This is a genomic window from Blastomonas natatoria (assembly GCF_003201955.1).
In the GTDB taxonomy this organism is placed as follows: domain Bacteria; phylum Pseudomonadota; class Alphaproteobacteria; order Sphingomonadales; family Sphingomonadaceae; genus Blastomonas; species Blastomonas natatoria.
In genome coordinates this window covers 17,483-31,044 of the sequence record NZ_QJJM01000016.1, presented here as the reverse complement: position 1 = coordinate 31,044, position 13,562 = coordinate 17,483, and the positions used below count along the sequence as shown (strand labels likewise).

Below are 13,562 nucleotides of genomic sequence, written 5' to 3'. Positions count from 1 at the left end.
TTCCCTTCAAACGTGTTCGCTTGCAGACGTGCCGCAGACCGCGCCGGACTGGCGCTGCGCACGGATAGTCTCTATCTTGCTGCCCAACCGCTTTTGCAAGGAGTTGATACCCCGCCATGCTGATGTCCACCCATGAAGCCCGCCTGGCCGCCCTGCGCGAAGAACTGAAGCGCCAGGGGCTGGATGGCTTTGTCGTTCCGATCTGTGACGAGCATATGAGCGAATATATCGGTGCCTATGCGCAGCGGCTGGAATGGCTGACCGGTTTTGGCGGATCGGCGGGGAGCGCGGTGGTGCTATCCGACCGGGCGGCGATTTTTGTCGACGGACGCTATACCATCCAGGTTCGCGATCAGGTCGATGGCCGGCTGTTCGAATATGTCGGCACGGCGCAGCAGAGCGTGGCAGACTGGCTGGGCGCAAACGCAGCCAAGGGGGCGGTCATCGGCTATGATGCCTGGCTGCACACGCGCGACTGGGTGAAGCAGGCAAGCGCCAAGCTGGCAAAGGCGGGGGCGACGCTCAAGGAACTGACTGACAATCCGGTCGATGCGGTGTGGCACGATCAGCCCGCGCGTCCCGATGCAATCATGAAGCCGCATGCAATGGAATATGCGGGCCGCGATTCAGCCGAGAAGCGCGGCGACATCGCGACCTGGCTGGCAGAAGAAAATCTCGATGCAGCCGTCATTACCGCGCTCGATTCGATCGCGTGGATCTTCAACGTGCGCGGCAGCGATATCACGCACACGCCGGTCACCTTGTCCTATGGGGTGGTGCATCAGGATGGCCGCGCGGATCTGTATGTCGCGCCCGGAAAGGTGACCGACGATCTGCGCGCGCATCTGGGCAACCAGGTCGCGCTGCACGATTATGACAGCTTCCCTGAGGGGCTCGACGCGCTGAGTGGCAAGGCGGTCGCGGTCGATCCCGAACGCGCGGTTGCTGCAATCTTTGCCCGGCTCGAGGCTGCCGGGGCGAAGGTCGTCGCGAAGCGCGATCCCAGCGTATTGCCGCGCGCGATGAAGAACACGACGGAAATCGCCGGGCACCGTGCGGCGCAGGCGCGCGACGGCGCCGCAGTCAGCCGCTTCCTGCACTGGCTGTCGATTGCTGCCCCTGCGGGTGGCCAGACCGAGCTTTCGGCCGCCGCCAAGCTGCTCGAATTCCGTGAAGCGACCGGCAAGCTTATCGACACGTCGTTCGACACGATCTCGGGCGCATCGTCCAATGGCGCGATCTGCCATTATCGCGTGTCGGAAGAGACCAACCTGCCGATCGTGATGGACAGCCTGTATCTGGTCGATTCCGGCGGTCAGTATCTCGACGGCACCACCGATATTACCCGCACGATCGCCATCGGTACACCGACGGCAGAGATGAAGCGCCGCTTCACCCAGGTGCTCAAGGGCCATATCGCGCTCGCCACCATCCGTTTCCCCAAGGGCACGACCGGCGGCCAGCTCGATGCGCTGGCGCGGCAGTTCCTCTGGGCCGACGGGGTCGACTATGCCCATGGTACCGGTCATGGTGTCGGCAGCTTCCTTGCCGTGCATGAAGGGCCGCAACGCATCGCCGCCTTTGGCGGCCAGGGCGAGCCGCTGCGCCCTGGCATGATATGCTCGAATGAGCCGGGCTATTACAAGGCAGGCGAGTTCGGCATCCGCATCGAGAATCTGGTGCTGGTCGAACCGATCGAGATCGAAGGCGCAGAACAGGAGATGCTGGGCTTCGAAACGCTGACCTTTGCTCCCATTGATCGCAACTGCATCGATCCTGCCCTGCTGAGCCCCGGCGAGCTTGCATGGCTCAACGCCTATCATGGCAAGGTGATGGAGGTGGTTGCCCCTCAGCTGGACGGAGAAGCCCTGGCTTGGCTGGAACGGGCCTGCGCGCCGATCGCTTGACGTTCGCGTCAATCTGACGCCTTCGCCTGCTTTACGCGAACGGAATGCTGCGACGCACAATTGCGACCCGCGCAATTGACGCGGCAACAATCGTTAATTTCGTTGCAATAATGTCACGCAGGCGCCGGAATCGCTTAGGTTTCCTAGCTTTTCGTTTGTGACAGTCGGGTGTCAGCCATAAGGGACGACTCAAAGCCATAGCAGGCCCGGGGACAGGGCCGTTTCGTCAGCACCATTAGGGGAGAACACCCAATGACCATCACCGACTCGCGCCTGAAATCCATTCTGCTTTCGGGTGCAGCACTCGGCACGCTCGCCATGCCCGCCTCTGCCTTCGCACAGGACGCGGCGCAGGACGCAGAGACCGCCGACAGCAACGTCATCATCGTGACCGCCTCCAAGCGCGAAACCACGCTGCAGGAAATTCCGATCGCGGTCTCCGTGACCAGCGGCGAAGACATCGAAGACGCGCAGGTCCGCGACCTGATCGACCTGCAAACCCTGGTCCCCTCGCTTCGCGTCTCGCAGCTGCAGAGCTCGGCCAACACCAACTTCATCATCCGCGGTTTCGGCAACGGCGCCAACAACCCCGGCATCGAACCCTCGGTCGGCGTGTTCATTGACGGCGTGTACCGCTCGCGGTCGGCTGCCCAGATCGGGGACCTCCCGAATATCCAGCGCGTCGAAGTGCTGCGTGGCCCGCAGTCGACCCTGTTCGGCAAGAACGCGTCTGCAGGTATCATCAGCATCGTCACCGATCGTCCGCAGTTCGAATTCGGCGGTCAGGTTGAAGCGACCTATGGCAATTTCAACGCACGCATCCTGCGCGGCGACATTACCGGCCCGATCAGCGACACTCTGGCCTTCAGCCTGGCCGGCAACATCAACAAGCGTGACGGCTATGCCCGTGACCTCAACCTGAACCAGAAGTTCAACAACCGCGATCGCTGGGGCGTGCGGGGCCAGTTGCTGTGGGAACCGAGCGCCGACCTGTCGTTCCGCGTGATCGGTGATTACGACAAGATCAACGAAAACTGCTGTATCGCGGCCAACGTCCGCGAAAACCCCGGGATCACTGCGGCGCTGCGCGCTGCAAGCGGTCAGGCGCGTCCGCTTGAAGCGGCCGACCCGTTCTCATACGCCGTCCGCAACAACTTTCCTTCTACCAACGTGATCGAGAACTATGGTGGATCGCTGCAGGGCGACTGGAATGTCGGCGCGCTGACTTTCACCAGCATCACCGCCTATCGCGAAGTCCGTTCGACAACCAACCAGGATTCGGACTTCACCAGCGCCGACCTGATCGGCCAGAACGCGGCCAACACCTCGATCGACACCTTCACCCAGGAACTGCGCGTTGCATCGGACTTTGACGGCCCGCTGAACTTCCTGCTCGGCGGCTTCTATTTCAACGAAAATATCGACTTCACCAACTCGCTGCTCTTCGGGCGTGATTTCCGTGGCTATGCGAGCGCGTTGATTGGTGCAGGCACAGGTGGCCAGCTGAGCGCTCCGATCCTCGAGGGCCTTCTGGGCGTTCCGCAGAACACGTTCTTCCGCCAGGGTCAGGGCATTTTCGACGATTTCACCTACGGCAACGACGCTTATTCGATCTTTGGACAGGTGGATTTCAAGCCGATCGATCGCCTGACCTTCACGTTCGGTTTCAACTATACCGAAGACAAGAAGCGCGTGACCTCGAATGTGGTCAGCACCGACGCATTCTCGAACCTCGACCTGGTTGCCATCGGATTTGCTCAAGCCCTGGCAGGTCGCGGCGTGGACGCCCGTAACCCAGCGGCTGTCGGTGCATTCGCCCAGGCCAACCCCGCCGTGTTTGCGGCCATTCAGGCCGGTGCGCAAAATCCGGCCACCAATGGTTTGCTCGCCCTGCGCGGCCTGCAGTTCCTGCCGCCCTTCCTCAACTATCCCAATGCAGTGGAAAGCGGCCGGACCAAAGATGACGACTTCTCGTACACCATCCGCGCGAACTACGAGATCACCGACAATGTGAACATCTATGCGACCTACGCCACCGGCTTCAAGGCGACCTCGTTCAACCTGTCGCGTGACAGCCGTCCGTTCCCGACCGACTTCATCCCGGGCTCGCCGGTCACCAATCCGGCAGCCTCGCCGATCCGCAATGCAGGCCTGGCGGTGCCGAATCTAACCACCGGTTCGCGTTTCGCCGGCCCCGAGGAATCGGAAGTCTATGAAGCGGGTATCAAGGCGCAGTGGCCGCTGGTCGCTTTCAACCTGACCGTGTTCAAGCAGTCGATCCGTGGCTTCCAGAGCAACGTGTTCACCGGCACCGGCTTCGCGCTCGCCAATGCGGGCAAGCAGTCGACCTTCGGTATCGAATTCGACGGCACCGTCCGTCCGACTGACGGCCTCAACCTGTTCGTCGCCTTCACCTATCTCGATCCGAAGTACGACAGCTTCCTGAATTCGGCGGTGGGCGATCTCACCGGTGCGACCCCGGCGGGCATCCCTGCCCTGTCGGCCTCGATGGGCGGTTCGTACACCTATGAGTTCGAAGGCGGCACGAAGTTCACCGTTCGCGGCGACTATGCCTATGAAAGCGACGTGCAGATCGCCGAAGGCCTGCCGGGCTTCATCGTCACCAACCCGAACGGCACCCGCAACTTCCAGCCCGCGCTGGATATTGCTCGCCAGTTCCGTCGCCAGACCGACCTGGTCAACGTCTCGGCCACGCTCGAGCTGACCAACGGTTTCGAAATCAGCGCCTGGGCGCGCAACCTGCTCGACGACCGGTTCATCTCGACGGTGTTCGACTCGGTTGCTCAGGCCGGCAGCATCTCCGGCTATCCCAGCCTGCCGCGCACCTATGGTGGCTCGATCCGCTTCAAGTTCTGATCCATTCACGGTTTGACCGGGCTTGGTCACGATCAGGTTGGCAAAAGACCCAACCGATTGAAAACAGGGAAATGGGGGGCTTCATGCCCCCCCTTTTTTTGTGCCCAGCATTGTGTATGCGGAGCAGACGATCCGGAACGAGAACGACAGAGGGGAACAGCATGTCGGACGCGCCCATCCGCGCCCATTATCGCAGCATCGCGCCCAAGCGCGTGCATTATCACGAGGTCGATATGCAGAATATCGTCTTCAACGCGAATTATCTGATGTACGCCGATGTCGGCATCACCGAATATTTCCGCGCGCTCAATGTGGCGAGCGGCAAGCCGGAAAGTGCGGGCTTCAACCTGTTCGGCCCCGATCATGACATGATGGTGCGCCATGCAGAGGTCGACTTTCGCGGAAGCGCAGTCGCCGATGACATGATCGACCTGGCCGTGCGCATCAAGCGCTTCGGTACGAGCTCGCTGACCAGCGAGTGTGCGATCTTCCGGGGAGAGGAACTGCTGACCGTGGTCACGATCAGCTATGTGCACTTTTCCGTCGCAACACGCCGACCCGCGCCGGTGCCGCAATGGTTCAAGGATATGGTAGCGTCCTTCGAGCGGGTTCCGCCCGAGGGTGTATAGAGCACTTTCCGATCCGGAAGCCTGCAACAAGAAAGGCCGGTGGTGACACCGGCCTTTTCATGTTTCTGCTATCAGTTGCCCGGCATTCCCGGCGGCGGTGCACCCGGAGGACCACCCGGAGCGCCTTGCCCCTGCAGCTGCTGCTGCATCGCGCGCAGCTGGGCTTCAGGAATGAACTCGACCAGATCGACGTCGAACACCAGCAGGCTGTTGGCCGGAATGACCACCTGCCCCGTCTGCGGATTGGTCTTTTCCTCGGCGCCATAGCCAAGCTCGGGCGGAATCCACAGGCGGTACTTGCCGCCCCGCTGCATCCGCTTCAGCCCTTCGGAAAAACCGGGGATCGAACCTGCGACCGGCATGGGCACGCGCTGGTTCGCATCGAACGGCGTGCCGTCCATCAGGGTGCCCTGATAGTTGATCAGCGTCACGTCGGCATCCGTGGGCGAAGGGCCGCTGCCCTTGACCAGTTCCTTGAACTGAAGCCCGCTCTCGGTGGTGATCACGCCCGGCTCATCTGCATTGCTGGCGAGGAACCCCGCCGCTGATTGCGGAACCGACTGCAGGCCGGCCCAGGCAGTTCCGCCGGCAATAGCAACGGCAGCAGCAACACCGATCCACAATTTGGTCAGCGACCCTTTGGCCAGCGGTGGAATGGGAACGCGGGTTACGGACATGGCAGCCTCCGATTATCGTACCACAAGCCCCTGAGAAGCACTGCCAGGCCTTGACCTTGCAGTCCCATCAGGGGCCGTTGCGACGAATCGGCGTCCCCGATCCGTCAGTTTCGCGATGCTATAACCGGCTTATTTCGCGCCGTCACGTTCCATGCGCTTGCGCTCCAGCTTGCGCGCACGACGCACGGCAGCTGCCTTTTCACGGGCACGCTTTTCGCTGGGCTTTTCATAATGCCGACGCAGCTTCATTTCGCGATACACACCTTCGCGCTGCAGCTTCTTCTTGAGCGCCCGCAGCGCCTGGTCAACATTGTTATCGCGTACGAGAATCTGCATAAACTTACGTCAGCTCCATTTCGAATCACAGCACCGCAGACACGCTCGCGCCACGCCATGGGGCGCGGAAAACGGACTGCAAAGCCAAAGCTAGAAGGCCAATAAAATAGGGCACGCCAGCCAAAAGGCTGTCGGTCACGGCGCGCCGATACCAGCGCATGGCGGCATTTTCAAGGAATTTCGCGCCGTTTCAGCCGAAAAGGCCGGGCTGTGGCCCGCTTGCATCGTGTGGCGCAGCCTCGGGCAGTTCGATCATCGTTGCATCCGGATAGGGGGCCACCAGCCTCTCGGCCTGCCCCCAGTCCTCCCGCAGCCACTGCGCAAGTCTCTCGCCGGTCAGCATCACCGGCATGGCCTTTGGATGGACCGCGCCGACCAGCGCATTGGGTGCGCAGGTGAGAAACGCAAAGCGCGCTCCCATCTCGACCGGTCGCCAGATGCCCGCAAAGGCGAAGGGCTCGCCCGATGTCAGGGCAAACCAGTGCTGCCGCTTGCGCTTCGTGACGGGATCAGGGGCCGCAGCATATTCGCAGAACGCGGTCACCGGCACCAGGCATCGCCGCGCCGGAACGCGCAGGGCGCTGCGCCACATCGGCGACGACAGATTGCGCACATTGGTGATCGGCCGCCTGATATCGCCAAAGGGAGGCCAGCCCCAGCGCATCGTCGCAAGCCTTGCGCCCTGCCCCTCCGCCACGAGCACCGGCGCCTCATAATCGGGATAGATGCCCTCGAATGGCGGGAGGTTCGCGCCGCCCAGATCGACCTCACCCAGCACCGCACCGAACAACTGGCGGATTGCATCGGCGTTGCTTGTCATGCGATACAGGTTGCACATAGCCACCAATGATAGGGACAGGAGAGCGTGATGGCCACCGCATTGAAACCAACCAGCCAGATGAGCACCGAAGAGCATGAAGCACGCAAGCTGCTCGCCTCCTGCTACCGCGTGTTCGACATGATGGGCTGGTCGGAAATGATCTACAACCACATCACGCTCAAGGTGCCGGGCGAGGAAGACGCCTTCCTCATCAACCCCTATGGCCTGCATTTCAGCGAGGTCTGCGCCTCCAATCTGGTCAAGATCAACTCCGATGGCGAAAAGCTCGACGGATCGCCCTATCCGGTGAACAAGGCCGGCTTTACCCAGCATAGCGTGTTCCACAAGGAACTGCCGGACATGCACTGCATCATCCACACGCACACCACCGCGACCATGGCGGTCTGCTCGACCGAAGGCGGCCTGCAGCCGACCAATTTCTACGCCTGCAACTTCATCGGCAACATCGCCTATCACGATTTCGAAGGCGTCACCGTGCGCGCCGAAGAAGGCGAGCGGCTGGTCGAGGCGGTGCGCGGCAAGCGCGTGCTGATGCTCAGGAACCATGGCCCCGTGGTCATGGGCCGCACCCTGCCCGAGGCGTTCATCACCTATTGGTCGCTGCAGCGCGCATGCGAGATCCAGCTCGCCACCATGTCGATGGGCAAGCCGATCATCGTGCCCGACGAGGTGATTGCGGTACACCAGCGCGATCTCAGCCAGGTGCAGCTGCCGATGGGCGCGGGCGTGCCCGATTTTGCCGCGATGGTGCGTAAGGTCGACAAGATCGACCCGAGCTGGCGCGACTGATTGGCATGCGGGCGGTCCGTGCATGGTGACTTGCGCTCGCAGCTCGGATAGGCGCTGAGCCCATGACCAAGTTCACCGTCAACGACCGCCCGGTACAGTATCGCCTGGACCCGCAGACCCCCCTGCTCTGGGCACTGCGGGATGCCTCGAACCTCACCGGCACGAAATATGGCTGCGGCAATGGCGATTGCGGCGCATGCATGGTGGTGGTCGATGGCGAGGCGATCCGCTCGTGCCTGGTGAGCATCGCCGAGGTCGAGGGTCGTTATGTGACGACGATCGAGGCACTGAGCCGCGACCGAAGCCATCCGGTGCAACAGGCTTTCGTTGCCGAACAGGCAGTGCAATGCGGCTTCTGCACCCCGGGCATGATCATCGCGGCGAGTGTGCTGCTGCGCAAGAACAGCGACCCGAGCGATGCCGAGATCGATGCCGCTATCCGCAACCTGTGCCGCTGCGGCACCTATCCGCGCGTCCGTGCCGCGATCAAGCGCGCCGGACGGGTGATGCGTCGGCAGGAAACGATCGCCGCCGCCCCGCCGCCGGGCATCTCGCCCGAAGACGCGGCAAAGGACGTACCGGCGCTCACGCCTCCCGATTGATCCGGTCGCGTTCGGCCAACGCGCGCACGAACACCGCCTCGAACATGGCTTCCGTCAGCCGCCCGGTATTGGTGTTGTACCGGCTGCAATGATAGCTGTCGATCAGAACCCGGCCATCGCCCAGTTCGTGCATGGCGTTGTGCCCGAACGGATAGCGCGCCGCGCGCAGCCCGAGATGCCTGAGGAAGCTGTCATGCGCGATGCGGCCGAGCGCGACGAACACCCGAAGCTGCGGCAGCGCGTCGAGCTGGGCTGACAGGAAATGGCGGCAGGTGTTGATCTCTTGCGGCGTCGGCTTGTTCTGCGGCGGAAGGCATTTGACCGAATTGATGATGATCACGCCGTCCAGTACCAGCCCGTCATCGATCCGCGCCTGATAGGTGCCGCGCGACAGCCCGAACTTTGCAAAGGTCGCGAACAGCAGATCGCCCGCATAGTCGCCGGTGAACGGCCGTCCGGTCCTGTTCGCTCCGTGCATGCCCGGGGCGAGGCCGACAATGCCCAGCCAGGCGTTGGCATCGCCGAAGGCGGGCACCGGCGCATTCCACCAATCGGGATATTTTGCCTGGTATTCGCGGCGCAATGCCACAAGGCGCGGACAAAGCGGGCAGTCGATCGGCGGTTCGGTTTCGGCAATCGGGCTTTGCTCCATCATCCGCACGGGCTAGGCGGTGGGCATGACAGAGGCAAGCCTGCAGCATTATCTGATCGCGCTGGGATCGAACCGGCGGCATCACCGCATCGGAACTCCGCGCAAGGTGCTCGATGCCGCGTTGCTGGCGCTGGCGAGCGAAGGGGTCGATGTCCTGGCCGTCGGGCCCGTGATAGAGACTGCGCCGATCGGCCCCTCGCTGCGCCGCTATGCCAACGGAGCAGCGGTGATTGCCACGCCGTTGCTGCCCGATGCGCTGCTCGCGCTGCTCAAGCGGATCGAGGCGCGTTTCGGCAGGCGGCGCGGCCAGCGCTGGTCGGCGCGCACGCTCGATCTCGACATCATCCTGTGGTCGGGCGGCACTTGGCATTCCCCGTGCCCACCGCTGATCGTGCCGCACCCTGCCTATCGCACCCGCAACTTCGTGCTGCGCCCGGCGGCAGCCATCGCGCCGGGCTGGCGCGACCCGCTGACCGGCCTCAGCATCGCGCAACTATGCCATCGCGCCGCACGGGGTTGACCCGATGGGCCGGCCCGACTAGGGGGATGCCCGCACCCGGGTCCGCCCGGCCACCGATGGCGTCGCTGCACCGCCACCCCAAGGGGGCCCTTAGCTCAGTCGGTAGAGCAACTGACTTTTAATCAGTAGGTCGCTGGTTCGAACCCAGCAGGGCTCACCATTTCATGGATTGCGCGCCGGTTTGGGGCCAGGCCTGCATCAGGCCCGATAAGGGCGTGACGGGTTGATGCGGATTCGTATACCGTTCGTCGAACCGGGGCTTCCCCCTTTGCGATCATCTACTTATGGTCGCCGCCAAACCAAGGGGAATCACCATGAAGCCAGTATTTCGCCCGATCGCTCGCAACGTCGTCTGTGCCTTTGCCCTCGCATTGGCCATGCCCGCCTTTCCGCTTGTCGTCGAAAGTGCAGCGGCGCAGCAGACCCCGGCCAGCGAGGATGCTGCCCTGACCGCGTTTCTCGATGCCGAGTTCGAGGCATGGGTGAAGACGCAGCCCCAGCTTGCCACGCGGCTGGGCCGCAAGGATGGCGGCGACAAGTGGAACGATCCCAGTGAAGCGGCCGCTGCGGCGCAGGTCAAATGGCGTCAGGACAGCGTCGCCCGGATGAAGGTGAAGTTCGATCGTGCGAAGCTGTCGCCCGAAGCGCAGGTCAATTACGACATCTGGGAACTGGAAGCCGAGCGTGCCGCCATGCAGCATGCCAACCGGATCTATCGCCCGCCCTTCTATTCGCGGCTCTATTCCGCGCACAGCCAGCTTCCCGATTTTCTGATCAACACGCATACTGTCGCGGACGAAACGGATCTCAAGAACTATATCGCACGATTGAGGGGCATGCCCGCGGTGCTCGTCGTCGCGATCGAGCGTACGAAGGCCAGCGAGGCCGCTGGCATCCGCGCGCCGAAATTCCAGGTCGAGACGATCATCAGCGGCAGCGAGAAGCTGACCAGCGGTGCGCCGTTCAGCGATGGTCCGGATGCGGCCCTGTGGGCGGATGTCAAGGCGAAGACCGAGGCGCTGGTATCGTCGGGCAAGCTGGCGCGCGCAGATGCGGACGGGTATCTGGCCGAGGCGCACGAGGCGATCGTCGCTCTCAAGCCTGCCTATGATCGGATCATCGCTTGGGCTCGGACGAGCCTGCCCAACGCTCCCAGCGGCAAGGTCGGCGCGCTGACTTTGCCGGAGGGAACCACCTATTACGCCAATGAGCTGAAGCTCAACACCACGACCGATTACACGGCCGAGCAGATTCACCAGATCGGCCTTTCAGAGGTGGCGCGGATCGAGGCGGAGCAGGATGCACTGGCACGCCAGGCCGGGTTCCAGGATCGCAGCGCCTATTATGCTGAGCGTGCCCGGCTCTATCCGCCCAGGCCGTTCGATGATGCCGCGCGCAAGGAGTATCTCGATAGCGCCAATGCCTTCGTGAAGCACACGCGCAGCCTGCTGGACCCCTATTTCAACACGCTGCCCGCCTATGGCATCGAGGTGGTCCGCGAACCCGCGTTCTCGGAGGTTGCAGGCGGCGCAGCGCATGCTTCGGCACCCAGCCCCGACGGCAAGCGCCCTGCCCGCACCTATGTGCATCTTGTCGGCACCGTGCCCGACCCGGCTGCCAAATACACGTTGATGTGTCATGAGGCCGTGCCCGGCCATAACATGCAGGGCGACATTCAGGTCCGCCAGAAGAGCGGCCCGAAATTCCGCGCAGTGACGGGCTATGTCGCCTTTGGCGAAGGCTGGGCGCTCTATGCGGAATCGCTGTGCAAGGAGATGAATGCATTTCCCGACATCGCCGCCGATTTCATGCGCCTCGACGCCGAGCTGTTCCGGGCCGCACGCCTGGTTGTCGATACCGGGCTGCACGCCAAGGGCTGGACCGAGGATCAGGCAGTCGAATACATGAACACCACCGGACGCCAGCCGATAGAACGTTCGCGCTCGGAAATCCGCCGCTACATCACTCTGCCCGGTCAGGCGACCGGCTACAAGATGGGCATGCTCAAGATCGTGGAGCTTCGTCAGAAAGCCGAAAAGGCGCTGGGTGCGAAATTCGACATCAAGGGCTTTCACGACCTGCTGATCGCATCCGGTTCCCAGCCGCTGTCGATCCTCGAACGGCGAGTGGATGACTGGATCCAGCGCAGCCGGGGCTAGGCCTGCTTTCTCAAAAGCGGGTTTCGATAAGAAACCCGCTTTTGCTGGCGCGGCGATGCCCTATATGCACGGTATCGGGCGATGCTGTTTGTTGCCCGGAACAACGGACACTCCGCCATTACTGAACCCACCACTGCCGCCGTCGAAATGACGCCCACCGACGCCGGCTCGGAAGAGTCAGGGCTTCGTGCTTCCGCTGCGCCACCGGTCCGCCCGGGCAATGGCAAGTTCCTGACCGGCAGCCTGATGCGCCATGTCGCGGTGATGACGCTGACCTCCAGCGTTGGCCTGCTGGCGCTTTTCATTGTCGACTTCGTCGACCTGTTCTTCATCTCGCAGCTGGGCGATCCGGCACTTACCGCCGGGATAGGCTTTGCCAGCACCCTGCTCTTCCTGAACTCCTCGCTCAACATCGGACTGATGATCACTATCAGCGCGCTTGCCGCGCGCCGGATCGGCATGGGCCGCAGCGAGAGCACGCGCGCGCTGCTTGGTGAGGTGCTGCTGATCGGCATTGCGTTGTCCAGCGTTATCGCTCTGATATTCTGGGTGTTTGCACCGCAATGGGTCGAACTCATGGGGGGCAGCGGAACGGCCAGAGATGCAGCGGTCAGCTATATCCGCATCGTCGCGCCCTTTGGGCCGGTCACCGTGACCGGCATGGTCTGTTCCGGATTCCTGCGCGCTTATGGCGATGCACGCCGCGCCATGAATACCACGCTTGCCATGGCCATCGGCAATGCGGTGTTCGACCCGATCCTTATGTTCGGCCTGGGATGGGGTTTTGTCGGTGCTGCCTGGGCCACGGTCATCGCGATCATCATGATGGCGGCCAGCGGGATCATTCCCATCCTGCAGCATTATGGCGGCTTCGCGATGCCCTCACGACAGAGCTTTGCTGCCAATCTTGTCGATATTCGCAAGATCATGGTCCCTGCCGTGCTGACCAACCTGGCAACCCCGGTTGGCGGCATCATCGCCTTCCGCCTCATCGCGGTCTATGGCGAGGCGGCCGTGGCGAGCTATGCCGTGATCGGGCGAATTGTTCCGCTGGCCTTCTGCCTGCTCTTTTCGCTCTCGGGATCGATCGGTCCGATCATTGGACAGAATTACGGCGCGGGCCAGCTGGAAAGGGTTCGCGGCACGATCGATCGCGCTGTCCTTTTCGCTGCGGGCTTCACGCTGCTCATCTGGCCAGCCCTGATTCTTGGGGTCGACACGATCGGCTGGATCTTCGACCTGCCACAGGCAGGCATGGACCTGATCCACGCCTTCGCCTGGATCGTTGTGCCGCTGTTCTTCTTCAACGGCTTGCTGTTCATCGCCAATGCCAGTTTCAACAATCTCGACCGGGCATCCTGGTCAAGCTGGACAAACTGGGGCCGCAACACGCTGGGCGTTCTGCCGCTGGCAATGATCGGAAGCAGCATGGCCGGCGCGCCGGGTGTCCTTGTGGGTCAGGCGGTCGGTGGCGTGCTGTTCGGCATAGGGGCCTATTGGTTGACACGCTACAGGGTGAACCAGCTCCGAAAAATATAGGTTAACCAGTTTGGCGGAGCCCTGTGAAACGTCT

Annotated in this window: 12 protein-coding genes and 1 tRNA gene; 9 read left to right on the top strand and 4 right to left on the bottom strand. The window is 62.6% G+C overall.

The window, feature by feature from the left end:
• The first annotated feature begins 122 nt into the window (after window positions 1–122).
• The 3 genes from C7451_RS16730 to C7451_RS16720 all read left to right on the top strand — a co-directional run bounded on the left by C7451_RS16730 (window position 123) and on the right by C7451_RS16720 (window position 5,413).
• Window positions 123–1,907 carry an aminopeptidase P family protein gene (locus tag C7451_RS16730; RefSeq protein ID WP_110300099.1) on the top strand — a complete coding sequence of 595 codons (1,785 nt, stop codon included), beginning with the start codon at window positions 123–125 and terminating at the stop codon, window positions 1,905–1,907.
• Window positions 1,908–2,159: 252 nt separating this feature from the next.
• On the top strand, window positions 2,160–4,784 hold the full coding sequence (locus tag C7451_RS16725; protein WP_110300052.1) for a TonB-dependent receptor: 2,625 nt from the start codon (window positions 2,160–2,162) through the stop codon (window positions 4,782–4,784).
• 161 nt (window positions 4,785–4,945) lie between these two features.
• Window positions 4,946–5,413, top strand: a complete 468-nt coding sequence (locus tag C7451_RS16720; RefSeq protein WP_167398587.1) for an acyl-CoA thioesterase — start codon at window positions 4,946–4,948, stop codon at window positions 5,411–5,413.
• A gap of 71 nt (window positions 5,414–5,484) precedes the next feature.
• On the opposite strand, the gene C7451_RS16715 is transcribed toward C7451_RS16720, so the two are convergent.
• From C7451_RS16715 to C7451_RS16705, 3 genes are all read right to left on the bottom strand, one after another.
• On the bottom strand, window positions 5,485–6,090 hold the full coding sequence (locus C7451_RS16715) for an FKBP-type peptidyl-prolyl cis-trans isomerase (protein WP_110300050.1): 606 nt from the start codon (window positions 6,088–6,090) through the stop codon (window positions 5,485–5,487).
• A gap of 129 nt (window positions 6,091–6,219) precedes the next feature.
• A complete protein-coding gene (gene rpsU, locus C7451_RS16710; RefSeq protein ID WP_007688176.1) occupies window positions 6,220–6,426 on the bottom strand; it encodes a 30S ribosomal protein S21 in 207 nt (68 codons plus the stop codon).
• Window positions 6,427–6,616: 190 nt separating this feature from the next.
• Window positions 6,617–7,264 carry an SOS response-associated peptidase gene (locus C7451_RS16705; protein WP_110300049.1) on the bottom strand — a complete coding sequence of 216 codons (648 nt, stop codon included), beginning with the start codon at window positions 7,262–7,264 and terminating at the stop codon, window positions 6,617–6,619.
• Window positions 7,265–7,294: 30 nt separating this feature from the next.
• Here C7451_RS16705 and C7451_RS16700 point away from each other — a divergent pair, with 30 nt between their 5' ends.
• Window positions 7,295–8,056, top strand: coding sequence for a class II aldolase/adducin family protein (locus C7451_RS16700; protein ID WP_110300048.1), 762 nt, complete (start codon window positions 7,295–7,297; stop codon window positions 8,054–8,056).
• A gap of 62 nt (window positions 8,057–8,118) precedes the next feature.
• Window positions 8,119–8,658: a (2Fe-2S)-binding protein gene (locus C7451_RS16695; protein ID WP_110300047.1), complete on the top strand. Its 540-nt coding sequence runs from the start codon at window positions 8,119–8,121 to the stop codon at window positions 8,656–8,658.
• Here the strand turns inward: C7451_RS16695 and C7451_RS16690 are convergent.
• A complete protein-coding gene (locus tag C7451_RS16690) occupies window positions 8,642–9,313 on the bottom strand; it encodes a uracil-DNA glycosylase (RefSeq protein ID WP_110300046.1) in 672 nt (223 codons plus the stop codon). The two genes, C7451_RS16695 and C7451_RS16690, sit on opposite strands and share 17 nt — an antisense overlap.
• 22 nt (window positions 9,314–9,335) lie before the next feature.
• On the opposite strand from C7451_RS16690, the gene folK reads away from it, so the two are divergent.
• The 4 genes from folK to C7451_RS16670 all read left to right on the top strand — a co-directional run bounded on the left by folK (window position 9,336) and on the right by C7451_RS16670 (window position 13,528).
• Window positions 9,336–9,830 carry a 2-amino-4-hydroxy-6-hydroxymethyldihydropteridine diphosphokinase gene (gene folK / locus C7451_RS16685; RefSeq protein WP_110300045.1) on the top strand — a complete coding sequence of 165 codons (495 nt, stop codon included), beginning with the start codon at window positions 9,336–9,338 and terminating at the stop codon, window positions 9,828–9,830.
• 84 nt (window positions 9,831–9,914) lie between these two features.
• Window positions 9,915–9,990 (top strand) — tRNA-Lys (locus tag C7451_RS16680).
• A gap of 154 nt (window positions 9,991–10,144) precedes the next feature.
• Entirely contained in the window at window positions 10,145–11,989 is a 1,845-nt protein-coding gene (locus C7451_RS16675) for a DUF885 domain-containing protein (protein ID WP_244181993.1), read from the top strand.
• A 147-nt stretch (window positions 11,990–12,136) separates the two neighbouring features.
• On the top strand, window positions 12,137–13,528 hold the full coding sequence (locus C7451_RS16670) for an MATE family efflux transporter (RefSeq protein ID WP_167398586.1): 1,392 nt from the start codon (window positions 12,137–12,139) through the stop codon (window positions 13,526–13,528).
• Window positions 13,529–13,562 lie beyond the last annotated feature (34 nt).